This is a genomic window from Pseudomonas sp. MIACH (assembly GCF_001269925.1).
Lineage (GTDB): Bacteria > Pseudomonadota > Gammaproteobacteria > Pseudomonadales > Pseudomonadaceae > Aquipseudomonas.
Window position 1 is genome coordinate 62,201 of sequence record NZ_LHVO01000058.1, and the last position, 24,138, is coordinate 86,338.

Sequence of the window (24,138 nt, forward strand, 5' to 3'; positions counted from 1 at the left end):
CGAGGCCTTGGCGCGCGCATTCCTGTCGGTAAAACGTCACAGGGTTACCCACCGGGGGCTGCAGGAAAAAGCCCGGCGCACATATGCTCGATAAACACGCGCAGCTTGGTCGAGGTATGGCGACCGGGCCACAACATCCAGAAACTGCCCCGGTGTTCCAGGTAATCATCCAGCACCCGTTGCAAGCGCCCCTCGCCCACGGCCTGCTTGACCATGTAGTCCGGCAGGCAGGCAATGCCCAATCCTTCGAGCACCACATGGTTGAGGGACTCGATGGTGGTGCTGACCAACGGCGTGCGCAACAGCGGTTCGGCTGCGCCTGGGGCAAGACGCAACGGCCAGGGCTCGAGCTTGCCCGTGGCGCAGAACTTGTGGCGCAGGCAGGCGTGGCCATTCAGGTCCTGCGGTTGCTGCGGGGTGCCGTGCTGGGCGAAGTAGCCCGGCGTGGCGACGAGTACCAACTGGTAGTGGCCCAAGTGGCGCGCCATCAACCGCGAATCCTCTGGCTTGCCGGTGCGAATCACCGCATCGAAACCTTCCTCTATCACGTCCACCATGCGGTCGGAGAAATCCACATCCAACTCGATATCCGGATAGGCGCGCATAAAGTCACTGAGTACCGGCATCAACAAGCCCCGCACCTGCGGCACACTGATGCGCAGCTTGCCCCGTGGCGCTGCACCGGCGTCCGTCAGCTCCTGCTCGGCCGCTTCCACCTCAGCGAGAATCCGCCGCGACCGCTCAAGGAACAGCGAGCCTTCACTGGTCAAGGTGATACTGCGCGTGCTGCGGTGAAACAGCCGCACGCCCAGGCGCTCTTCCATCCGCGCAATGCTTTTGCCCACGGCCGACGACGACACCCCCAGCACACGGCCGGCGGCGGTGAAGCTGAGCGTCTGCGCCACCTGCACGAATACCGAAAGGCTGCCCAAGCTGTCCATGATCCCGCCTTTAGCGATTGCGGACTCTGGCGTCCGATAAGTTCGGAACCTTAGCCTGTTTTTCCGTCAACCACAGCCCCCTACTCTGCCTGCTTGCCCTTTTACCTGGATAAAACGTCATGAGCAGCAGCCCTTCACTCGCCGCATCAGCCCAGGGGGATTCATTACCGCTGGGCGGACTACTGGCCCTGGCCAGCGCCGGCTTTATCACCATCCTCACCGAAGCCATGCCCGCCGGACTTCTGCCGCAGATGGGCGAAGGCCTGGACGTGTCGCCCGCCTTGGTCGGCCAATTGGTCACCCTCTATGCCCTTGGCTCTCTGCTGGCCGCCATCCCGCTGACGCTGCTGACCCGCGGCTGGCGCAGGCGACCGTTGCTGCTGCTGGCCATTGGCGGCTTTGCCTTGGTCAATAGCGTGACGGCTCTGTCCAGCCACTACGGGCTGACCCTGGTGGCACGCTTTTTTGCCGGGGTCTTCGCGGGCCTGCTCTGGGCGTTGCTGGCGGGTTATGCGAGCCGAATGGTGGCGCCACACCTGCAAGGTCGCGCCATTGCCGTGGCGATGCTGGGTGCACCGCTGGCGCTGTCACTGGGTGTGCCTGCGGGCACCTTCCTCGGCACCGCCGTTGGCTGGCGCCTGAGTTTTGCAATCATGACCGGGCTGACCTTGGTGTTACTGGCCTGGGCGCGTTGGCAACTGCCGGATTTTGCCGGCGAACGGGCGGATAAACGCTTGGGGCTGCGCCAGGTGCTGAACCTGCGGGGCATTCGTCCGGTGCTATGGGTGACGTTTACCTACGTGCTGGCCCACAACATTCTGTACACCTACATCGCCCCGTTGCTGGTGCCCGCCGGGATCGATGCGGATGTTGACCGAGTGCTGCTGGTGTTTGGCCTTTCGGCGGTACTGAGCATCTGGCTGGCAGGTGTGTTGATTGACCGGTGGCTGCGTGCCTTGCTGCTGATCAGCTGTGCGCTGTTTGGCTTAATCGCCCTGGGGTTGGCGTTCTGGATCAATGTGCCGGCAGTCATCTATACCGCCGTGGCGTTATGGGGACTGGCGTTCGGCGGCCTGCCGGCACTGCTGCAAACCGCACTGGCCCAATCGGCGGGCGAGTCGGCGGATGCCGCACAATCCATGCTGGTGACCGTGTGGAACCTGGGGATAGCCGGTGGCGGACTGGCGGGTGGCGTGTTGCTTCAGGGCTGGGGCGTCGCGGGCTTTCCATGGGCCGTTATGCTGCTGATGCTATTGGCGTGGGCCGGAGCATCACAGACGGCGCCCCAACAGCTGGCCCGGCCACCCCGCCAAGTCGAACGTTGAAATGCGCTCGTAGCCACAGGACTCATAAAAACGCACCAGATCCCCGGTCCCGCCGCCGTAGCAGTCCACACGCAAGCGTGTCACTCCTGCTGCGCGGGCCTGGTCATCGGCGAAGGCCATCATGCGCCGCCCAAGGCCGCGAACACTCGGGTCACGCGCGGCAATCAACAGGCGCACATACACCTCGGGCTCAGTCGCCGACGGTACATAAGGCATGGGATCGCCCAACACCAGCGCTCCGCTGAGGTGCCCTCCGGGGCCCTCGACCACCCAGGCCCCGGGCAACGCGCAGGCTTCAGCCACTTGCGCGACCCGCCGGGGCGAAGCCGACCAGGGCTCGGTGCCCCACTGATGGGTATTGCCCATGCCAACGAACCAGGCGATCACCTCGTCGAACACCTGCAGCACGGCAGGAACATCCGCCACACTGGCGCGGCGGATCAGCAAGCCATCCATTCCTTGAATCAACACGCTTGAAACTCCTGGGTCGACGGTAACGAGCACCCAGTCTAGCGCACATAAAAAAGCCCCCGGTCTTTTCAGGCCGGGGGCTTCTTATTCAAACCGATATCAGAACTTCTTGATATCAGCCTTGGTTTCCAGCTGCTTGCGGTAAGCCGCGAAGTCCTGCTGGCCAACACGGGAAGCGAGGAAGCGGCGGTATTGCGCCTTTTCTTCGTCCGTTGGGGCAGCCGCTTCGTTGACGCCGTTCAAGCGCACGATCACCAGGCTGCCATCAGCCAGGGTCACGGTGGTGAACGTCGGCTTGTCCTTGGCCGCAGGCTTAGGCATGCGGAACAGGGCTTGCAGCACGGCAGGGTCAATCGTTTCCTGGCTACGGGTAGCCGCTTCTGTGACTTTCCAGGCCTGGCCGTCGACCGGCTGGTTCAGCGGGGTCTTACCGTCACGCAGGCTGGCGATCAACTCGTCAGCGTGAGTCTTGGCAGCCGCGCTGGCGCGCTCCTTGGCCATCTGAGTGCGAATCGCCGCAGCAACGCTTTCCAGCGGCAGTTGCGCAGGTTTGCGGTGCTCTTTGGCACGCAGCACGATGATGGTTTCCGGGTCCAGCTCGATGGCGGTGCTGTTGGCACCCTCATCCAACACTTCCGGGCTGAACGCTGCGGTAACTACGGCACGGTTGGCCGCAACACCCTCACCACCTTCACGGCCGAACGGCGCGGAGGTGTGCACGGTCAGCTTCAGGTCGGATGCTGGTTGGGCCAGGTCAGAGGCTTCGAATGCCGCATCTTCCAATTGCTTGGTCGCTTCGACAAAACGCTGCTCAACCTGTTGGGTCTTGAGCTCGCGGGTCAGCTTGTCTTTCAGGCTGGCAAACGTCGGCACTTGCGGTGCTTCAACGCCCAACAGCTTGATCAAGTGCCAACCGAAGGTGCTGCGCACTGGCGCCGAAACCTGGTCTTTGTTCAGCGCGTACAAGGCTGCTTCGAAGTCCGGGTCGTAGACGCCTGGGCCGGCAAAGCCGAGGTCGCCACCGTTGTTGGCCGAACCTGGATCCTGGGAGAACTCCTTGGCCAGGGCATCGAACTTCTCACCCTTGGCCAGGCGTGCCTGGATTTCTTCGATCTTGGCCTTGGCTTGCGCCTCGGTGACCTTGTCGTTGACTTCAATCAGGATGTGCGCCGCACGACGCTGTTCAGCGAGGTTGGCGGTTTCTTTCTGATAAGCAGCCTGCAGCTCATCGTCCTTGACGCTGACCTGGTCGAAGAAGGACGACTTCTTCAGTTCAAGGTAGTCGATGACCACTTGGTCCGGGGTCATGAACTCTTTGGCGTGCTGGTCATAGTAAGCCTTGACCTCGTCGTCGGTGAGTTTCACCGCCGCTGGGTTGGCCTTGATATTGACGGTGGCAAAATCGCGGGTCTGTTTTTCCAGACGGGCGAATGCCAGCACTTCGGCGTCGGTCACGAAGCCGCTGCCGGCAATACCTGCGCGTACCTGGCCGATCAGCATTTCCTGGGTCAGCATCTGACGGAACTGCAGACGGCTGTAGCCCAGTTGGCGGATCACCTGATCAAAACGTTCGGCATTGAACTTGCCGTCCACCTGGAATTCCGGCGTTTGCAGGATCACCTGGTCCAGCGCAGCTTCAGAGAAGCCAAACTTGGAATCGGCGGCGCCTTGCAGCAGCAGTTTGCGATCGATCAGACCCTTGAGGGCCGCTTCGCGCAGCAGTTTTTCGTCCAGCAGTGAAGCATCGAAATCCTTGCCCAGCTGTTGCATCAGCTGGCGACGTTGCATGTCGACGGCCTGGCTCAGTTCGGTTTGGGTGATCTCTTCACCGTTGACCTTGGCCACGTCCTGCTTGGTGTTGGTCGAAGCCTGGAAAATGGCCTCGATACCGGTGAACGCCATCAATGCGACGATGATCCCGATAATGGTCTTGGCAATCCAGCCTTGTGAATTGTCCCTGATATTTTGCAGCATGCGTCCCCCAGAAACGGTTGAACTTCAAAAATTGGCAACCGTGGAGCGTGGGTAGAGTCCGGATAGAAGAAAGGCGCATCCGAGGATGCGCCTTCTCGTAACTGGCGGAGCGGACGGGGGGTTGAACTTGAACCCCCGGCTTGGCGACCCGATGGATACTGGGGTCAGCTGTCGCTCCGCTGCCAGGCCAGACCTGCGTCTGACCCGGGTCGGTAAAGGCTCGATCGAAGCTTAGTTAACCGCTTCTTTCAGGGCTTTACCGGCTTTGAAACCTGGTTTCTTGGCAGCAGCGATTTGCAGTGCTTTGCCAGTCTGTGGGTTGCGGCCAGTGCGAGCTGGGCGGTCAGTCACAGAGAAAGTACCGAAGCCTACCAGTACCACGGAGTCGCCGGCCTTCAGAGCGCCAGTGACGGATTCGATTACTGCATCCAGCGCACGGCCAGCAGCAGCTTTCGGGATATCAGCGGATGCAGCGATAGCATCAATCAGTTCCGACTTGTTCACTCTAAGTCCCCTTATATATCTATTGAGTATGATTCTAAGTTTTTTGGTAAACAGCAAAAACCAGTGCTGAATGGCCTACAGACACTTAAGAGCCGCTTTATAACAAGGGCTCTAAAAAGCTGTCAAGGAAGCACCCAGGCTTATTCACATTAATGCGTGCTAATTCTTTCCTTGGAATCAGACTCCCGTTTTTCATCCTTTGCAACTATCTCCGGAGCCACATCCGGCAAGGGCTCCGGCGCGTATTGCAGCGCAATTTGCAGGACCTCGTCAATCCATTTAACCGGTTTAATCTGGAGATCCTGCTTGATATTGTCAGGAATTTCCTTCAAGTCGCGAACATTCTCTTCAGGAATGATCACGGTCTTGATTCCACCCCGGTGCGCCGCCAGCAATTTCTCCTTCAGGCCACCGATGGCCAATACCTGACCACGCAGGGTGATTTCCCCGGTCATGGCCACGTCGGCGCGCACCGGAATGCCGGTCAACGCCGATACCAGGGCCGTGCACATGCCTACGCCAGCGCTAGGGCCGTCTTTAGGAGTGGCCCCTTCCGGCATGTGGATGTGAGTGTCGTGCTTCTCGTGGAAGTCCAGGGGGATCCCCAGGCTCCGCGCGCGGCTGCGCACCACGGTCTGCGCGGCGGTAATGGATTCGACCATCACGTCCCCGAGGGAGCCGGTCTTGATCAACTGGCCTTTGCCGGGGATCACCGCAGCTTCGATGGTCAGCAATTCACCGCCCACCTGGGTCCACGCCAGGCCAGTCACCTGCCCTACTTGATCCTGCTGCTCAGCCAGGCCGTAACGGAATTTACGCACGCCCAGGAAGTGCTCAAGAGCGTCGGCAGTGACCTTCACCGAGAAGCGTTTTTCCAGTGCGTGCTCCTTGACCGCCTTGCGGCAAATCTTCGCGATCTGGCGCTCAAGGCCCCGTACACCGGCCTCCCGCGTGTAGTAACGCACGATGTCGCGGATCGACTCGACGTCGAATTCGATCTCGCCCTTCTTCAGGCCGTTGGCCGAAATCTGCTTGGGCGCGAGGTATTTGACGGCGATATTGATCTTCTCGTCTTCGGTGTAACCCGGCAGACGAATCACCTCCATCCGGTCCAGCAATGCTGGCGGAATGTTCATGGAGTTGGAGGTGCACAGGAACATTACGTCGGACAGGTCGTAGTCGACCTCCAGGTAATGGTCGTTGAAGTTGTGGTTCTGCTCAGGGTCGAGCACTTCCAGCAAGGCCGATGCCGGATCGCCACGCATGTCGCTGCCCATTTTGTCGATTTCATCGAGCAGGAACAGCGGGTTGCGCACACCCACTTTTGTCATTTTTTGAATCAATCTTCCTGGCATCGAACCGATGTAAGTCCGGCGATGACCACGAATTTCCGCTTCATCGCGCACACCACCGAGGGCCATACGCACGAATTTACGGTTAGTGGCATTGGCGATGGACTCGGCCAGGGAGGTTTTACCCACGCCAGGCGGGCCAACCAGGCACAACACGGGGCCACGAATCTTCTTCACGCGCTTTTGTACGGCGAGGTATTCGAGGATGCGTTCTTTGACTTCTTCGAGACCGTAGTGGTCCGCGTCGAGGATATCTTCGGCACGAGCCAGATCCAGGCGCACCTTGGTCTGGGCCTTCCACGGCACCTGCACCAGCCAGTCGATGTACGAGCGCACCACGGTGGCCTCGGCGGACATCGGCGACATCTGCTTGAGCTTGTTCAACTCGGCGGTGGCTTTGGTCAGGGCGTCTTTCGGCAGGCCGGCAGCATCGATGCGCTTTTTCAGCTCTTCGATTTCGTTGTGGCCTTCCTCGCTGTCGCCGAGCTCCTTCTGAATGGCCTTCATCTGCTCATTCAGGTAGTACTCGCGCTGGCTGCGCTCCATTTGTTTTTTGACACGACCACGGATGCGCTTCTCGACCTGGAGCAGATCGATTTCGGCATCCAGCAATGCCAGCACGTGTTCGACACGGGCCGAGAGGTCGATGATTTCAAGGATGTCTTGCTTCTGCTCGATCTTCAGCGCCATGTGCGCGGCCATGGTGTCGACCAGGCGGCTTGGCTCATCGATGCTATTGAGGGAAGACAGGACTTCAGCCGGGACTTTCTTGCCCAACTGCACATACTGCTCAAACTGCGAGAGCAGGCTGCGTACAAATACTTCGGACTCGCGCTCAGGCGCCTCGACTTCGTCGATCAGCACCACTTCAGCGCGCAGGTGGCCATCCACCTCCATGAAACGCTCGACTGCACCGCGCTGCTCGCCTTCCACCAGCACCTTGACGGTGCCGTCAGGCAGTTTGAGCAGTTGCAGGACAGTGGCAATGGTGCCGACGCGATACAGGGCATCTTCGCCTGGATCATCATCAGCAGGATTTCTCTGGGCCAACAGCAAGATCTGCTTGTCGCCCGTCATCGCGGCCTCAAGGGCTTCGATAGACTTCTCGCGCCCCACGAACAGCGGGATAACCATGTGCGGATAGACGACGACATCACGCAACGGCAGGAGAGGCAATTCGATGGTTGTCTTCATGATTTCGCCTCTATGACAGTTGAAAAATAAACTTGAAACCAAGATGGGGGCTACGTGTAAAAAAAACAAGCTCAATGCTGGCAGTTACACGCAGTAAAAATCCTTATGAAAAACAAAGGGGCCCCTAGAGGCCCCTTGTTTGTACCGAAACTGCGAAACGCTTACGCGTCAGGCGCAGCCTTGGCAGTCGGCTCACTGTTTTCATAGATATACAGTGGCTTGGACTTGCCTTCTATAACGCTTTCGTCGATCACCACTTTACTCACCTCGGACTGCGAGGGGATCTCGTACATGGTGTCGAGCAATACGCCTTCGAGGATAGACCGCAGACCACGTGCACCGGTCTTGCGCTCCAATGCCCGCTTGGCTACCGACTTGAGTGCGTCAGTACGGAACTCAAGGTCCACACCTTCCATCTCGAACAGCTTGGCATATTGCTTGGTCAGGGCGTTTTTCGGTTCGGTGAGGATCTGAATCAGAGCCGCCTCATCCAACTCGTCCAACGTGGCCAGGACCGGCAGACGGCCAACGAATTCCGGGATCAGACCGAACTTGACCAGATCGTCAGGCTCGACTTCACGCAGGGACTCGCCCACCTTCTTGCCTTCTTCCTTGCTGCGAACTTCTGCACTGAAACCGATGCCGCCACGGGTAGACCGTTGCTGAATAACCTTCTCCAGGCCGGAGAACGCACCGCCACAGATAAACAGGATGTTGCGCGTATCAACCTGAAGGAATTCCTGCTGCGGGTGCTTGCGGCCGCCTTGTGGCGGTACGGAAGCTACCGTGCCTTCGATCAGTTTCAACAGTGCCTGCTGCACGCCCTCACCCGAAACGTCCCGGGTGATCGACGGGTTGTCGGACTTGCGCGAGATCTTGTCGATTTCGTCGATGTAGACAATACCCATCTGGGCTTTCTCTACGTCGTAGTCGCACTTTTGCAGCAGTTTCTGAATGATGTTCTCGACATCCTCACCCACGTAACCGGCCTCAGTGAGGGTGGTGGCGTCGGCGATGGTGAACGGAACGTTCAGCAGGCGAGCGAGGGTTTCTGCAAGCAGGGTTTTACCCGAGCCTGTAGGACCGATCAGCAAGATGTTGCTCTTGCCGAGTTCGACTTCGTCGCCTTTCTTGTCACGCTGGTTCAGACGCTTGTAGTGGTTGTACACCGCTACGGCCAGAACCTTCTTTGCACGCTCTTGACCAATCACATACTGATCAAGGATGCCGCTGATTTCTTTAGGCGAAGGCAATTTATGCGCGCTGCTTTCGGCCTGGGCTTCCTGCACCTCCTCACGGATGATGTCATTGCACAGGTCGACGCACTCGTCGCAGATAAAGACCGAGGGGCCGGCAATCAATTTGCGCACTTCATGCTGGCTTTTGCCACAGAAGGAGCAATAGAGCAGCTTGCCGTTGTCCTCGCCGTTGCGGGTGTCAGTCATTCGTTCGATCCAAATCCGATAGGCTTGCAACACAAGATGAAGGCTTATGCGGGCTTTTTCAAGCCCGCCGATGATCGGAAAACCCGACCAGCCCTATTTTGAGCGGCTTATATTAAGCGGGGCGCTTTTCGATCACTGCGTCGATCAACCCGTATTCACGTGCGGCTTCGGCGCTCATGAAGTTGTCGCGGTTGGTGTCGCGCTCGATTTCTTCCAGGGTGTGCCCGCTGTGCTTGGCCATCAGCGTGTTGAGACGTTCGCGGATGAAGAGGATTTCCTTGGCGTGGATTTCGATGTCCGACGCCTGGCCCTGGAAACCGCCCAGTGGCTGGTGAATCATCACGCGCGAGTTCGGCAGGCAGTAACGCTTGCCCTCGGCACCTGCGGTCAGCAGGAACGCGCCCATGCTGCAGGCCTGGCCAATGCAGGTAGTCGATACGTTCGGCTTGATGAACTGCATGGTGTCGTAGATCGACATGCCCGCTGTCACCGAACCGCCCGGCGAGTTGATGTAGAGATGGATGTCCTTGTCCGGGTTTTCCGCTTCAAGGAACAGCAGTTGCGCACAGATCAGGTTGGCCATGTAGTCCTCTACCGGGCCCACCAGAAAGATCACTCGCTCCTTGAGCAGGCGCGAGTAGATGTCGTAGGCGCGTTCGCCACGAGCGGACTGCTCGACAACCATCGGGACCAAGCCGCCTGCGGCCTGGATATCAGAGTTCTGCTGAATATAGGAATTACGGAACATGCTCTGCAGTTACTCCCAAATAGTCATGTCTTGAAAACGCATAAGCCAGCGCGAGGCTGGCTTATGGTTGTATTTCCAACGAGTTGGACAATCAGTCGGCTTGTGCTGCTTCCGCCGGTTTGACTGCTTCTTCGTAAGAGACCGCTTTATCGGTCACCTTAGCCTTCTGCAGAACAGTATCCACAACTTGTTCTTCCAGCACAACCGAACGTACTTCGTTCAGTTGCTGGTCGTTCTTGTAGTACCAAGCCACAACCTGCTCAGGCTCCTGGTAGGCCGAAGCCATTTCCTGGATCATTTCGCGAACGCGGTCTTCGTCAGGCTTGAGGTCGAACTGCTTGACCACTTCAGCCACGACCAGGCCCAGTACCACACGACGCTTGGCTTGCTCTTCGAACAGCTCGGCCGGCAGTTGGTCTGGCTTGATGTTGCCGCCGAACTGCTGAACAGCTTGTACGCGCAGGCGATCCACTTCGTTGGACAGCAGGGCCTTAGGCACTTCGATCGGGTTGGCAGCCAGCAGACCGTCCATGACTTGGTTCTTGACCTTGGATTTGATGGCCTGGCGCAGCTCGCGCTCCATGTTCTTGCGAACTTCGGTGCGGAAGCCTTCGATACCGGTTTCCTTGATACCGAACTGATTGAAGAACTCTTCGTTCAGCTCTGGCAGCTTAGGCTCGGAAACGCTGTTGACCGTCACGGTGAACTCGGCGGCTTTGCCAGCCAGGTCCAGGTTCTGGTAGTCAGCAGGGAAAGTCAGGTTCAGAACGCGCTCTTCACCGGCCTTGGCGCCGACCAGACCGTCTTCGAAACCAGGGATCATGCGGTTGGAACCCAGCACCAGCTGAGTACCCTTGGCGGAGCCGCCAGCGAACGCTTCGCCGTCAACCTTGCCCACGAAATCGATGTTCAGCTGATCTTCGTTCTGGGCGGCACGGTCGGCCACTTCGAAACGAGTGTTCTGCTTGCGCAGGATTTCCAGCATGTTGTCCAGGTCCGAATCAGCCACTTCGGCGCTCAGGCGCTCGATAGCGATACCGTCGAAACCGGCCACTTCGAACTCAGGGAACACTTCGAATACGGCAACGTACTCCAGGTCCTTGCCTGCTTCCAGGGACTTAGGTTCGATCGAAGGCGAACCAGCCGGGTTCAGCTTTTGCTCAACCACTGCTTCATAGAAGGAAGCCTGGATCACGTCACCGACGGCTTCATTGCGCGCATCAGCACCAAAACGGCGCTTGATTTCGCTCATTGGCACTTTGCCTGGACGGAAACCAGCGATCTTGGCCTTTTGGGCAGTCTGCTGCAGACGCTTGTTGACCGCAGTCTCGATGCGCTCAGCCGGCACGGTGATGCTCATGCGGCGCTCGAGAGCAGTAGTATTTTCAACAGAAACTTGCATGGATATTCCTCGTTGCACAGACGTTAGCCGGCCATTTCCGACCCCAATCAAGGGCATGCATTCTAGTGGGTCAAACTCAAGAAGTCACCCTACTGGAAATACGCCCGTAAACAGCCGGCAATTTATCGGTACGAAGGCACTGTCGCGCCCCGCCCCGGTGACAAATAAAGCCAATCACGCCAGGGCTCTGCGCCGCCCCTTCTATATATAGAAGGGGTCGTCACCCATCTCCCTGACGCCCACCCCGCAGTGAGGGCAGATAGACAACGCAGCATCATCGAGACACATAAATACGATGAAATGCACCGCCATCGCGACCCAGAACCTGCAGCCACGAAAATCCGAACCGCCAAAACCAAAAAAGGCGCCAGACTGTTAAATCTGGCGCCTTTCGAATATGGGGTGGACGAAGGGGATCGAACCCTCGACAACGGGAGTCACAATCCCGTGCTCTACCAACTGAGCTACGCCCACCATATTGCGTTAACAAAGAAACCAAACCACTTCTTTGTCGAGCCCTACCCTGCGTATAGACCGAGTAAAGCTTTATTGGTGCGGATGAAGAGACTCGAACTCTTACGCCTCGCGGCGCTGGAACCTAAATCCAGTGTGTCTACCAATTCCACCACATCCGCGCTTGAAGCTCTTAAAGCAAAGGCGCCAGACGATTAATCTGGCGCCTTTTCAAAATATGGGGTGGACGAAGGGGATCGAACCCTCGACAACGGGAGTCACAATCCCGTGCTCTACCAACTGAGCTACGCCCACCATATAGCGCTACTTGTGCCAAAGCTGCCTAATGGCGCACCCGGCAGGACTCGAACCTGCGACCATCCGCTTAGAAGGCGGATGCTCTATCCAGCTGAGCTACGGGCGCCTTATTAATCTGTACTCTTGGAGGATTACAAACTAAGTGCTTCCAGCCTTACAGAACAACGATTCTGCTCGACCTTCTTAACCAGTGCTAGGCTGTGCCCGACAAGTGCGACGAATAGTATAGAGGGCCTGGAAACCCGTCAAATCTTTTTTGAAAAAAATTCATTTTATTTAAGGGGTTAGGCCAATTTGCGGACCAAGCGCCTTTGCCCTCACGTCATGGCGTGCGAGAATGCGCGCACTTTTCCTCCCCCTCTCGATGGTTAATCACGCGTAATGACTGCACAACTTATCGACGGCAAATCAATCGCCGCCAGCCTGCGCCAGCAGATCGCCAAACGAGTCACCGAGCGCAGCCAACAAGGCTTGCGCACGCCTGGCCTCGCGGTGATCCTGGTCGGCAGCGATCCTGCCTCTCAGGTTTATGTCTCGCACAAGCGTAAAGACTGTGAAGAGGTCGGCTTTATTTCCAAGGCCTACGACCTGCCTGCCGACACCACCCAGCAGGCCCTGACCGACCTGATCGACAGCCTCAACGACGACCCGGCGATGGACGGCATCCTCCTTCAATTGCCATTGCCTGCGCACCTCGACGCATCCAAGTTGCTGGAACGCATCCGCCCAGACAAAGACGTCGACGGTTTCCATCCTTATAACGTCGGTCGCCTGGCCCAGCGTATCCCGCTGCTGCGCCCGTGCACGCCCAAAGGCATCATGACCCTGCTGGAAAGCACCGGTGTCGACCTGTACGGCCTCGACGCCGTTGTCGTCGGCGCGTCCAACATCGTGGGCCGCCCCATGGCCATGGAGCTGCTGCTGGCCGGTTGCACCGTCACCGTGACCCACCGCTTCACCAAGGACCTCGCCGGCCACGTTGGCCGTGCCGACCTGGTCGTTGTGGCCGCCGGCAAGCCGGGACTGGTCAAGGGCGAATGGATCAAGGAAGGCGCCATCGTCATCGACGTGGGCATCAACCGCCAGGAAGACGGCAAGCTGGTGGGTGACGTGGTGTACGAGACCGCCCTGCCCCGCGCTGGCTGGATCACCCCGGTGCCAGGCGGCGTTGGCCCGATGACCCGTGCCTGCCTGCTGGAAAATACCCTGTATGCAGCCGAAACCCTGCACGACTAATAACCAGCAGCACTGAAAAAGCCCTGCCTTATCGCAGGGCTTTTTATTGCCCGGAAGAAAACCTGTTTTTTCTTAGTTTTTAAGCACTTTCGTCTGGTTTTAGAAGAACATTCGACAGTCTCTCGTCCATACTCCTAAAATGTAACGCCATTTGTCACAAAACCCGTTTCCCAACGGTATTTCTTACTTTTTAGCGAGTTCATCCGCGTGAAAATTCGTCTCTCTATTGTCAGCCTATTTTTTGTTTTCACAGGCACCTTTGCGCACGCCGCCGAATCCACCCTGGCGCCGCGTGATCCGTCCAAACTGCAGATCGCTTCCGACAGCGCCATGCTGGTGGATCTGCAAACCAACAAGGTCATCTACGCCAGCAACCCCGACGTGGTGGTGCCTATCGCCTCGGTGAGCAAACTGATGACAGGCCTGATCGTGCTCGAAGCCAAGCAGAACATGGACGAGTACATCGACATCAACATCACCGACACACCGGAAATGAAAGGTGTGTTCTCGCGCGTGAAGATCGGCAGCCAGATGCCGCGCAAAGAGATGCTGCTGATCGCCCTGATGTCCTCGGAAAACCGCGCCGCCGCGAGCCTGGCGCACCACTATCCGGGCGGCTACGCGGCTTTTATTGCCGCGATGAACGCCAAGGCCAAGGCCCTGGGCATGACCAGCACCCATTATGTTGAGCCCACCGGCCTGTCGATCCACAACGTGTCCACCGCCCGTGACCTGAGCAAGCTGCTGGCCTACGCACACAAGTTTCCAATGCTGAGCCAGCTGAGCACCACCAAGGAAAAGACCGTAGCGTTCCGCAAGCCCAACTACACCCTGGGCTTCTCCAACACCGACCACCTGATCAACCGCGCCAACTGGGATATCAAGCTGACCAAGACCGGCTTTACCAACCAGGCTGGCCATTGCCTGGTACTGGTGACAAGCATGGGGAATCGCCCGGTGTCGCTGGTAATCCTGGATGCGTTCGGCAAATTCACGCACTTTGCCGATGCCAGCCGTATTCGTAGCTGGGTTGAAACCGGCAAGGGCGGCTCGGTGCCGGACGTTGCGCTGCGCTACAAGGCTGACAAGAACCTGAAGAACCGCGCGAACGCAGCCGAAGTCCGCCGCTAAAGAACACCGAAGACCCCATGTGGGAGGAGCAATCCCCCTCCCACATTTTTATCTGTGTTCCGCCAGCACTTTGAGTGCCTGCGCAGCCGCCTGCTCCTGCCCGGCCTGGGCCGTCGCATTCGCCGCATCCCGCCAACGCTGCGCATCCACATTGGCCGGCAACTGGCTCGGGCGCTGGGTGAGGATTGCCCAGTGCCCGGCGCTGTTCCACTTCGACTCAAAGTCGCTGAAGCTCATCAGCAGGCGTCGGTCCATGCCTGAGCGCAACAGCACCGTGCTTTTCTGCTGGTTGAAACCCACCACGACCACGTAGTGCGCGTCAGACAACAGGCCGCCGCCAATCCGTGCCATCACCGGGTAACCCGCCGCCACCTGCGCCAGAACCGCGGTCAGCTTGGCGTCCAGCGGGTACACCATCAGCCCGTACTCACGGGCCAGCACCTGCATGTTGCGCTCCAGGTCCGCTTCACCGCCCGGCAAATGCAACGGCTTATCCAACAGGCCCGGTGTCATGACAATGCCTTGTTGCGACAGCATGCTGGCTAACGCCGTAGGACCGCTCTGATAAGCCTCGCTGCGAAAGGTCGGCACACCATTGAGTTCGACACGTTCCGGCAGGCCCGGAAGTTTCGACGGATGCCCGGAACAGGCCGCGAGCCCTATGACACAGGCCAGCAACAAGGATGTTTTAACGTTCGACCGTAACCGCAATTTTTTACTCTCTTGATCAACTGCCGGTGAGGGCCCTGATCATAGGACGCTCTGCCACGCGGGTATAGCCCACAGGCTTAGTAAAGCGTCGTGGATAGAGCAAACGAGTTGGTCGAACACGACCATTGGTCAATAGCAGGCAACCACCGGGTAGCTAGACTGTCCATTGAGAAGACTGTGTGTGCCCCCTGCGGGGCGAAAGGAGGCCAAAATGAGCCTTGCAACAACGATTTTCCTGTTGATCTGCGGATGGCTGGCGGTAGCCAGCGCCATGTTGTGGGGGGTGTTGCGCATTACCCGCCGGCACCATCACCCCCACGTCAAACCTGCGGCGCCCGCCAAGCCCCATAGAGCGGCGGTGCACCACGCCTAGCCAGGCATGCAATTGAAATCCTGAGTTGCTGCGACTTCCTTACCGTGCCCATCCCTCAGGGATGCTCGCACGGTGGTGCCCAGGCTGGACTCCACCAGGGTGTAATGCTCACCCGCCTTGAAATGCTTGTACTCGACACGGCCCTGGCAGTCCTGCTGGTTGTCGTCGCCAGCCTCTTCCTCGAATAACGTCACATCCAGGCGATGATCTCCAGGCGCCACTTCAAAAAAGCGGCCGTCATCCACGCGCTTGCCATCCACGCGTTCGGCCATCAGGTCATTCGGTGCTTCCTCTTTCAAACCAATCCAGGCTTCGCTCGGATCAGCCTTGGGGATTGGGCCCGCACACGCCGACAACAACAAAACAGCGCCAAGGGCAGGGATCAACAACAGAGGTTTCAGTGACATGGCAGGGCTCCAAAGGGCATCAATAAAAAGTCGTATCCGATGGGTCACAAGCTTGGCGAGCCGCCCTTTGTAGAACAAATGAATACATATGAAACGATCTTCAGCCCTTACCTAAATGTTCCTTCACCTGGCTGAAAGGCCCGTGTTAGGTGGGTCGGGCAAGACTGCCGGGGTTTGCAATCCTGCTCCCTCGGAGGTTCACGCATGCTCGGGCTGGTAAAGACCGCACTGCAAAAGCCGTACACGTTTATCGTGTTGGCCATATTCATCTGCATTATCGGGCCGATGGCGGCCCTGCGAACCCCCACCGACGTGTTCCCCGACATCGGCATCCCGGTGGTCGCCGTGGTCTGGCAGTACAACGGCCTGTCGCCGGACGCCATGGCCGGTCGGGTGATCTACACCTACGAACGCTCCCTGAGTACCACCGTCAACGACATCGAACATATCGAATCGCAATCCCTGCCCGGCATGGGCATCGTGAAGATCTTCTTCCAGCCCGGCGTCGACATCCGCACTGCCAACGCCCAAGTGACCGCCGTGTCACAGACCGTGCTCAAGCAGATGCCACCGGGCATCACACCGCCGCTGATCCTCAACTACAGCGCCTCCACGGTGCCGATCCTGCAAATGGCGTTCTCCAGCCCGACGCTTTCGGAAGCCAGGATCCGCGACCTGGTGCAGAACAATATCCGCCTGCCCCTCAGCGCCCTGCCCGGCCTGGCCATGCCCACGCCAATGGGCGGCAAACAGCGCCAGATCACCCTCGATCTCGACCCCCAGGCGCTGGCTGCCAAGGGCTTGTCGGCCCAGGATGTGGGCAATGCCCTGGCGCTGCAGAACCAGATCATTCCGGTGGGCACCGCCAAACTCGGCCCCAACGAATACACGATCCTGCTCAACAACAGCCCCAAGGCCATCGATGAACTCAACGACCTGCCGATCAAGACCGTCGACGGCGCGCTGATCACCATCGGCCAGGTTGCCCATGTGCGCGACGGCTCGCCGCCGCAGACCAACATCGTGCGCGTCGACGGCCATCGCGCGGTGCTGATGCCGGCGTTGAAAAACGGCAGTATTTCCACCCTGTCGATCATCGACGGTATCCGCCAGATGCTGCCGCGCATCAACGAAACCCTGCCGCCGTCACTGAAAACCTCGTTGCTGGGCGACGCGTCGGTCTTCGTCAAGCAATCGGTGGGCAGCGTGGCCCAGGAAGGCATCATCGCCGCGCTGCTGACCAGCGCGATGATCCTGCTGTTCCTCGGCAGCTGGCGCTCCACGCTCATTATTGCGGCGTCGATTCCCCTGGCGGTGCTGTCGGCCATTGCGCTGCTGGCCGTCAGCGGGCAGACCCTCAACGTCATGACCCTCGGCGGGCTGGCGTTGGCGGTGGGGATCCTGGTGGACGACGCCACCGTGACCATCGAAAACATCAACTGGCACCTGGAGCAAGGCAAGGCGGTGAAGACCGCGATCCTCGACGGCGCCGCGCAAATTGTCGGCCCGGCGTTCGTCTCACTGCTGTGCATCTGCATCGTGTTCGTGCCGATGTTCCTGCTGCAAGGCATCGCCGGTTATCTGTTCCGGCCGATGGCGCTGGCGGTGATCTTTGCCATGGCCAGCTCGTTCATTCTCTCGCGCACCTTGGTGCCGACACTGGCGATGTTCCTGCTCAAGCCACATATGCCGGAGCCAGGTGCCGGACATCACCCTGAAGACGAATTCATCAACCACCATGAGGGTGAGCAGCACAAGAAACCGCGCAATGCCGCGCTGCAAGCCGTGCTGAATTTCCAGCAAGGTTTCGAGCGCCACTTCTCGAATATCCGCGACACCTACCATGGCTTGCTGACGTTGGCCCTGGGTCATCGCAAGCGCTTTATCGCGGGCTTTCTGGCCTGTGTGCTCGCCTCATTCCTGCTACTGCCCAGCCTTGGCCAGGACTTCTTCCCGGCCACGGATGCCGGTGCGCTGGCCCTGCACGTGCGCCTGCCGCTGGGCACGCGCATCGAAGAAAGCGCCGCCGCCTTCGACCGCATCGAAGCACGGATCCGTGAAGTGATCCCCGCCGAAGAACTGGACACCATCGTCGATAACATCGGCATCCCGCTCAGCGGCATCGACATGGCCTACAGCAGCAGCGGCACCATCGGCCCGCAGGATGGCGACATCCAGGTCAGCCTGAAAAAACACCACGCGCCCACCGCCAACTACGTGAAAAAACTGCGTGAAGCACTGCCGCAAAGTTTCCCCGGCAGCCACTTCGCGTTCCTGCCGGCGGACATCAGCAGCCAGATCCTCAACTTCGGCGCGCCGGCGCCGCTGGACGTAAAAATCTCCGGGCGCAGCGATGAAGAAAACCGCGCCTACGCCGTCGAGTTGGAACGTCGCCTGCAACACGTGCCCGGCATCGCCGACCTGCGCATCCAGCAGTCCACCGGCTACCCGTCGCTGCAGGTGAATGTCGACCGCATGCGCGCCAACGGCCTGGGCATTACCGAGCGGGACGTGACCAACAGCATGGTTGCCTCCCTCGCCGGCAGTTCGCAAACCGCGCCGACCTTCTGGCTCAACCCGGCCAACGGCGTGTCCTATTCCATCGTCGCCGCCACCCCGCAATACCGCCTCGACAGCCTGCCGTCACTGGAAGCCCTGCCGGTGACCGGCGCCGATGGCCAGTCACAGATCCTCGGCGGCGTGGCAACCATCTCCCGCGTGCAAAGCCCGGCGGTGGTGACCCACTACAACATCGAACCGACCCTGGACCTGTACGCCAACGTGCAAGGCCGCGACCTCGGCGGCGTGGCCCGCGACGTGCAAAAAGTGCTGGATGACACCGCGTCCCTGCGCCCCAAAGGCGCGGTGATCAGCCTGCATGGGCAAATCGATGCGCTGCATGAAGCCTTCAGCGGCCTGAGCCTCGGCCTGCTCGGCGCGGTGGTGCTGATCTACCTGCTGATCGTGGTCAACTTCCAGTCGTGGGCCGACCCGTTTGTGATCATTACGGCCTTGCCTGCGGCACTCGCAGGGATCGTGTGGATGCTGTTCCTCAGCGGCACCTCATTGTCGGTGCCGGCGCTCACCGGAGCCATCTTGTGCATGGGCGTCGCCACGGCCAACTCGATCCTGGTGGTGAGCTTCTGCCGTGAGCGCCTGGCCGAACATGGTGATGCGTTGAAGGCCGCCATGGAGGCCGGTTACACGCGCTTCCGCCCGGTGTGCATGACTGCCCTGGCGATGATCATCGGCATGTTGCCCCTGGCGATTTCCGAAGAGCAGAACGCCCCGCTCGGGCGCGCCGTTATCGGCGGCTTGATCTTCGCCACCCTCGCCACGTTGTTGTTTGTTCCCGTGGTCTTCAGCCTGGTCCACGGTCGTCACCCTACTCGCGTAGTTGCAGGAGAAACCCCACATGTCGTCTGATCACAAACCCTCGCGCAAGCGTCTGATGCTCATGGGTGTCGGCGGCCTGACCCTGGCCGCCCTGTTGGTCGCCAACGGCTTGCATGCCCGCACGCTGCACGAACAATCGGTCACCGCCTGGACCGAGACCGCCGCCATCCCGCAAGTGATGGTGTTCCAGCCCAAGCAGAATGTGGCCGGCGACACCTTGCGCCTGCCGGCGCACCTGGAAGCCTGGAGCAAGGCTCCGATCCACGCCCGCGTCAGCGGCTATTTGAAGGACTGGAAAGTCGACATCGGCAGCCAGGTCAAGGCCGGGCAAGTCCTCGCCGAAATCGACAGCCCCGACCTCGACCAGCAACTGGCACAAACCCGTGCACGCCTGGTGCAGGAACAGGCCAATGCACGCTTGGCCGAAACCACCGCCACGCGCTGGCAAAACCTGTTGGCCAGCCATTCGGTCTCGCGCCAGGAGGCCGATGAAAAAACCTCCAACGCCGCTGCCGCAAAGGCCAACGCCGAGGCCGCCGCTGCCGACTATGCACGACTGTCCGCCCTGGAAAGCTACAAGACGCTGCGCGCACCGTTCGCCGGCACCATCACCGCGCGCAACACCGATATCGGCCAATTGATCAAGGCCGACACCGACAGCGATCCGGAACTGTTCAACATCGCCGACACCCACCAATTGCGCCTCTATGTGCCGGTGCCGCAGAACTACGCGGCGGTCATCCATCCCGGCCTTGAAGCCGAGCTGACCGTGCCCGAGCATCCCGGCAAGCACTTCAAGGCGCGCCTGATCGGTGATTCCACCGCCATCGACCGCCGCTCCGGCACCCTGCTCGCCCAGTTCGTCGCCGACAACCCCAACGGCGAATTGCTGCCCGGTGATTATGCCGAGGCTACCCTGCCGATTCCGGCCGATACCCATGGCGTGAGCATCCCGGCCAGCGCGCTGATCTTCCGCGCCCAGGGCACCCAGGTGGCGGTGTTGGATGGGCAGAACCATGTGCACCTGCAAGCCATCCATATCGGCCTCGACCTGGGCGAACGCCTGGTGATCGACCAAGGTTTGAAGCCCGCCGACCGCATCGTCGACAACCCGCCCGATGCGTTGCGCGAAGGTGATCCCGTACAACTCGCCGATGCCTCCGGAGGTGCACATGCGCATAAGGCTTAAACCGCTCGCCGCGTTGATGCTGCTGACCTTACAAGGCTGCTCGATGGCCCCGACCTACAAGGTCCCGGCGATTGACCTGCCGGCCAACTACCGCGAACAGACCAGCGACGGCCCCTGGCACAGCGCGCAGCCGTCCGACCAACTGGCCCCCGAATGGTGGACGCTCTACAACGACACGCGCCTGAATGACCTGCAGCAGCAACTGCTCAAGGCCAACCCGGACTTGGCGGCGGCGCTGGCGCACTTCGATGCGTCCCAAGCCTATGCCAGTCAGCTACATGCCGGGCTGTTCCCGCAGATCACCGCCAGCGCACAACCGTTGCGCCAGCGCCAATCTGACTCGCGGCCGCTGCGGGGGAATACGCAACCGTCGGTGTACAACAGCAACACCGCCGGTTTTTCGTTGAGTTACGACCTGGACCTGTGGGGCAAAATTCGCAATCAGGTCGCGGCCGGTGACGCCCAGGCGCAAGCGTCCGGGGATGACCTGGCGGTAGCGCGCCTGAGTTTGCAGCGTCAGTTGGCGACCTTGTACGTGCAGCTCAATGGGCTGGATGCGCAGAGCCGGATTCTTACTGGCTCGCTGGAGGATTTCAGCCAGGCACTGCAACTGACCCGCAGTCGCTACGAGGGCCAGATAGCCTCGGAGCTGGACCTGACCCGTGCGCAAAATCAATTGGCGCAGGCCAAGGCGCAATTGGACGAGGTACGCGGCCAACGCAACCTCACCGAGCACGCCATCGGTGAATTGGTAGGTGTGGCAGCCAGCGACTTCACGCTGCCGCCCGGCCAGCAACTGATCGCCCTGCCGGGAATTCCGTCGCAATTGCCAAGCCACCTGCTGCAACGTCGCCCGGATATTGCGGCGGCAGAGCGCAGGGTGTTTGCGGCCAACGCGAATATCGGCGTAGCCAAGGCGGCATGGTATCCGGACTTCAGCTTGACCGGGTTGATTGGCGGACAGACGCAGGGCGTTGGCAACCTGCTGTCGGCGGGTAATCGGTATTGGGCGCTGGGGCCGTTGGTGAATGTGCCGATCTTTGATGGCGGGCGCCTGAGCGCCAATGAACGCCAGGCCAAGGCCGAGTTTGAAGAAGCGTCCGCGCAGTACCGCAGCCGGGTGCTGAAGGCCGTGCGCGAGGTGGAAGATAACCTCGCGCAACTGCGGGATTTGCAGCAGCAAGCGCAGGATGAGCAAGCGGCGGCGGACGCGGCGCAACACACGCAATCGCTGGCGATGAACAGCTATCAAGCGGGTGCGGTGAGTTACCTGGATGTGGTGACAGCGCAGACGGCGGCGTTGCAAGCGCAGCGGACATTGCAGGCGGTGCAGACCCGGCAGTTGCAGGCCAGTGTAGGACTCATGACCGCACTCGGCGGCGGCTGGCAACCTGGCGCCTGACATCACCTCCAGGCACAGTTCAAGCTAAATCCAGGAGAGAGCTTGCCCCCGATAGCGGTGGAACAGCCAGTTTATCCGTAGCTGAGCCACCGCAATCGGGAGCAAGCCCCCTCCCACACTAGCCCCGCGTCAGACACACAATGTATGAACACCGCTGAGCCAATGTGGGAGGGGGCTTGCCCCCGATCGCGGCCGTCCAGACACATCCAGCCAAAAGCCCGCCCATCAACCTCTTGCTCTCCAATCTAGCCTCTCTAAGCACATCTAGAGAGGGCCAGGGAATGGCAGATTTACCCGCTTCACACCGCCTGCGCATCGGTCGATTCAGCGACCCCAACCGCATCTACCTCATCACCACCAACACCCACGAACGCATACCGATATTCGACAATTTCCAGCTCGCTCGCCTGGTGGTCTGGCAATTTCGGTTGGCCCAGTACCAAGGGCTGGCCAACTCGCTGGCGTGGGTCATCATGCCGGACCATTTCCATTGGCTGCTTGAACTGAAAAAAGGCTCGCTGGCGGACTTGATGTGCCAGGTGAAGTCAAAAAGCACCAGGACCGTCAATGCTGTGAGTGGCCGCAAGGGGCGGCTTTGGCAAGAAAGCTTTCATGACCGCGCACTGCGCAAGGAAGATGACTTGGTGAAAATGGCCCGGTATGTGGTGGCTAATCCATTGCGGGCGGGCTTGGTCGAGCGGATTGGCGACTACCCACTGTGGGATGCCATCTGGGTTTAACGTCAAACACAGTTCAAATGTGGGAGGGGGCTTGCTCCCGATTGCGGTAGGTCAGTCAGCTTATCTGTAACTGATACACCGCTATCGGGAGCAAGCCCCCTCCCACATTTTTTACCCGCATTTCAAGCCGCGAGTTTGCCGCTGGCGATGGCTGCCGATGCAGCCACCATGGCGCGCAGCAAGACCGCACACCCCGCCGCCAGATCATCCGGTGCGGCATTCTCGATCTCGTTATGGCTGATCCCCCCCTCACACGGCACAAAGATCATCCCCGCAGGCCCCAACTCGGCGACGAAAATCGCGTCGTGCCCTGCCCCACTGACGATGTCCATGTTCGACAAGCCCAGCCCATTTGCCGCATCTCGCACGGCGTCGACGCAGCCTTTGTCGAAGTACAGCGGCGGGAAGTCAGCCGTGGGCTCCATTTCAAAACTCAGCCCATGCTTGGCACAGGTCTCGTCGATTACCTTGCGCACCTCGGCAATCATCGAATCCAACCGCGCCGGTTCCAAGTGACGAAAGTCCAAGGTCATGCGCACTTCGCCAGGAATGACGTTGCGTGAACCGGGATACGCCTGCAGGCAACCGACGGTCCCGCAAGCGTGCGGCTGATGCCCCAGCGCCGCCGCATTGACCGCAGCCACCACCGCTGCCGCGCCGACCAGGGCGTCCTTGCGCAGGTGCATCGGCGTCGGCCCCGCATGCGCTTCAACGCCTCGTAGTTTCAGGTCGAACCACTTTTGCCCGAGGGCGCCGAGCACCACGCCGATGGTCTTCTTCTCGTCCTCCAGAATCGGCCCTTGTTCGATATGCGCTTCGAAATACGCACCGACCTTGTGCCCACTCTCAGGACGGGTTCCCGCGTAGCCAATCGCATTCAGCGCATCACCCACGCTGACGCCGTCCGCATCAACCTTGGCCAAGGTATCGGCCAGGGTAAATTTCTCGGCAAATACCCCCGAGCCCATCATGCACGGCGGGAAGCGCGAGCCTTCCTCGTTGGTCCACACCACCACTTCCAAGGGCGCCTCGGTTTCGATCTTGAGGTCATTGAGCGTACGCAGCACTTCCACCCCCGCCAGCACACCGAAGCAACCATCGAACTTGCCGCCCGTAGGCTGAGTGTCGATATGGCTGCCGGTCATCACCGGCGGCAGGTTGGGATTACGACCGGGACGGCGCGCGAAGATATTGCCGATGCCGTCGACGGTCACGGTGCAACCGGCGTCTTCGCACCACTGCACAAACAGGTCGCGGGCCTTGCGGTCGAGATCGGTGAGGGCCAGGCGGCACACGCCGCCCTTGGGAGTGGCACCGAGTTTGGCCAGGTCCATCAGCGACTGCCACAAGCGGTCGCGGTTGATGTGCTGGTGGGTCGATTGCAGAACGTCGAGGGCAGCGTTCATGGGGATCTCCTCAGGCTTGT

The 24,138-nt window shown here is 59.9% G+C and carries 19 protein-coding genes and 4 tRNA genes; 8 read left to right on the top strand and 15 right to left on the bottom strand.

Going from position 1 to position 24,138, the window contains the following annotated elements; translation table 11 throughout:
• Nucleotides 1–44: 44 nt before the first annotated feature.
• Nucleotides 45–941 (bottom strand): LysR family transcriptional regulator, encoded by an 897-nt coding sequence (locus tag AD670_RS24630; RefSeq protein WP_053138461.1) that lies wholly within the window; start codon nucleotides 939–941, stop codon nucleotides 45–47.
• A 119-nt stretch (nucleotides 942–1,060) separates the two neighbouring features.
• Here AD670_RS24630 and AD670_RS24635 point away from each other — a divergent pair, with 119 nt between their 5' ends.
• Nucleotides 1,061–2,266, top strand: a complete 1,206-nt coding sequence (locus AD670_RS24635; RefSeq protein ID WP_053138463.1) for an MFS transporter — start codon at nucleotides 1,061–1,063, stop codon at nucleotides 2,264–2,266.
• Here the strand turns inward: AD670_RS24635 and AD670_RS24640 are convergent.
• The 11 genes from AD670_RS24640 to AD670_RS24690 form a co-directional block, all read right to left on the bottom strand.
• A complete protein-coding gene (locus tag AD670_RS24640; RefSeq protein ID WP_156338304.1) occupies nucleotides 2,213–2,737 on the bottom strand; it encodes a GNAT family N-acetyltransferase in 525 nt (174 codons plus the stop codon). The genes AD670_RS24635 and AD670_RS24640 overlap by 54 nt on opposite strands.
• A gap of 99 nt (nucleotides 2,738–2,836) precedes the next feature.
• Complete coding sequence (locus AD670_RS24645; protein WP_053138467.1) at nucleotides 2,837–4,711, bottom strand: SurA N-terminal domain-containing protein; 1,875 nt, start codon at nucleotides 4,709–4,711, stop codon at nucleotides 2,837–2,839.
• A 231-nt stretch (nucleotides 4,712–4,942) separates the two neighbouring features.
• Entirely contained in the window at nucleotides 4,943–5,215 is a 273-nt protein-coding gene (locus AD670_RS24650) for an HU family DNA-binding protein (protein ID WP_003174819.1), read from the bottom strand.
• 149 nt (nucleotides 5,216–5,364) lie between these two features.
• Nucleotides 5,365–7,761 carry an endopeptidase La gene (gene lon, locus AD670_RS24655; protein WP_053138469.1) on the bottom strand — a complete coding sequence of 799 codons (2,397 nt, stop codon included), beginning with the start codon at nucleotides 7,759–7,761 and terminating at the stop codon, nucleotides 5,365–5,367.
• A gap of 161 nt (nucleotides 7,762–7,922) precedes the next feature.
• Nucleotides 7,923–9,206: an ATP-dependent Clp protease ATP-binding subunit ClpX gene (gene clpX / locus AD670_RS24660; RefSeq protein WP_003238279.1), complete on the bottom strand. Its 1,284-nt coding sequence runs from the start codon at nucleotides 9,204–9,206 to the stop codon at nucleotides 7,923–7,925.
• A 112-nt stretch (nucleotides 9,207–9,318) separates the two neighbouring features.
• Complete coding sequence (clpP, locus tag AD670_RS24665) at nucleotides 9,319–9,954, bottom strand: ATP-dependent Clp endopeptidase proteolytic subunit ClpP (RefSeq protein ID WP_003174822.1); 636 nt, start codon at nucleotides 9,952–9,954, stop codon at nucleotides 9,319–9,321.
• A gap of 91 nt (nucleotides 9,955–10,045) precedes the next feature.
• Complete coding sequence (gene tig / locus AD670_RS24670) at nucleotides 10,046–11,356, bottom strand: trigger factor (RefSeq protein WP_053138471.1); 1,311 nt, start codon at nucleotides 11,354–11,356, stop codon at nucleotides 10,046–10,048.
• A 398-nt stretch (nucleotides 11,357–11,754) separates the two neighbouring features.
• Nucleotides 11,755–11,830: transfer RNA gene (locus AD670_RS24675), tRNA-His, on the bottom strand.
• A gap of 76 nt (nucleotides 11,831–11,906) precedes the next feature.
• Nucleotides 11,907–11,991 (bottom strand) — tRNA-Leu (locus AD670_RS24680).
• A gap of 57 nt (nucleotides 11,992–12,048) precedes the next feature.
• A tRNA-His gene (locus tag AD670_RS24685) sits at nucleotides 12,049–12,124 on the bottom strand.
• Nucleotides 12,125–12,156: 32 nt separating this feature from the next.
• Nucleotides 12,157–12,233: transfer RNA gene (locus tag AD670_RS24690), tRNA-Arg, on the bottom strand.
• Nucleotides 12,234–12,508: 275 nt separating this feature from the next.
• On the opposite strand from AD670_RS24690, the gene folD reads away from it, so the two are divergent.
• Nucleotides 12,509–13,363 carry a bifunctional methylenetetrahydrofolate dehydrogenase/methenyltetrahydrofolate cyclohydrolase FolD gene (folD, locus tag AD670_RS24695; protein WP_053138473.1) on the top strand — a complete coding sequence of 285 codons (855 nt, stop codon included), beginning with the start codon at nucleotides 12,509–12,511 and terminating at the stop codon, nucleotides 13,361–13,363.
• A gap of 207 nt (nucleotides 13,364–13,570) precedes the next feature.
• The gene (gene pbpG, locus AD670_RS24700) at nucleotides 13,571–14,494 is read left to right on the top strand and encodes a D-alanyl-D-alanine endopeptidase (protein WP_053138476.1); all 924 of its coding nucleotides are present in this window, start codon (nucleotides 13,571–13,573) and stop codon (nucleotides 14,492–14,494) included.
• A gap of 48 nt (nucleotides 14,495–14,542) precedes the next feature.
• On the opposite strand, the gene AD670_RS24705 is transcribed toward pbpG, so the two are convergent.
• Nucleotides 14,543–15,205: a C39 family peptidase gene (locus AD670_RS24705; protein WP_053138479.1), complete on the bottom strand. Its 663-nt coding sequence runs from the start codon at nucleotides 15,203–15,205 to the stop codon at nucleotides 14,543–14,545.
• A gap of 211 nt (nucleotides 15,206–15,416) precedes the next feature.
• Between AD670_RS24705 and AD670_RS31735 the strand changes: the two genes are divergently transcribed.
• Nucleotides 15,417–15,578, top strand: a complete 162-nt coding sequence (locus AD670_RS31735; protein ID WP_172681524.1) for a hypothetical protein — start codon at nucleotides 15,417–15,419, stop codon at nucleotides 15,576–15,578.
• Here AD670_RS31735 and AD670_RS24710 read toward each other — a convergent pair.
• Nucleotides 15,575–15,985, bottom strand: a complete 411-nt coding sequence (locus AD670_RS24710) for a hypothetical protein (protein ID WP_053138482.1) — start codon at nucleotides 15,983–15,985, stop codon at nucleotides 15,575–15,577. The two genes, AD670_RS31735 and AD670_RS24710, sit on opposite strands and share 4 nt — an antisense overlap.
• Before the next feature lie 204 nt (nucleotides 15,986–16,189).
• Here AD670_RS24710 and AD670_RS24715 point away from each other — a divergent pair, with 204 nt between their 5' ends.
• From AD670_RS24715 to AD670_RS24730, 4 genes are all read left to right on the top strand, one after another.
• Nucleotides 16,190–19,411 carry an efflux RND transporter permease subunit gene (locus tag AD670_RS24715; RefSeq protein WP_053138484.1) on the top strand — a complete coding sequence of 1,074 codons (3,222 nt, stop codon included), beginning with the start codon at nucleotides 16,190–16,192 and terminating at the stop codon, nucleotides 19,409–19,411.
• Entirely contained in the window at nucleotides 19,401–20,570 is a 1,170-nt protein-coding gene (locus AD670_RS24720) for an efflux RND transporter periplasmic adaptor subunit (protein WP_053138486.1), read from the top strand. The genes AD670_RS24715 and AD670_RS24720 overlap by 11 nt, the downstream gene beginning before the upstream one ends.
• A complete protein-coding gene (locus tag AD670_RS24725; protein ID WP_053138488.1) occupies nucleotides 20,554–21,972 on the top strand; it encodes an efflux transporter outer membrane subunit in 1,419 nt (472 codons plus the stop codon). The genes AD670_RS24720 and AD670_RS24725 overlap by 17 nt, the downstream gene beginning before the upstream one ends.
• 281 nt (nucleotides 21,973–22,253) lie before the next feature.
• Nucleotides 22,254–22,712, top strand: a complete 459-nt coding sequence (locus AD670_RS24730; protein ID WP_053138490.1) for a transposase — start codon at nucleotides 22,254–22,256, stop codon at nucleotides 22,710–22,712.
• A 122-nt stretch (nucleotides 22,713–22,834) separates the two neighbouring features.
• Here AD670_RS24730 and AD670_RS24735 read toward each other — a convergent pair whose 3' ends face one another.
• Nucleotides 22,835–24,118: a Zn-dependent hydrolase gene (locus AD670_RS24735; RefSeq protein ID WP_053138493.1), complete on the bottom strand. Its 1,284-nt coding sequence runs from the start codon at nucleotides 24,116–24,118 to the stop codon at nucleotides 22,835–22,837.
• Nucleotides 24,119–24,138: the final 20 nt, after the last annotated feature.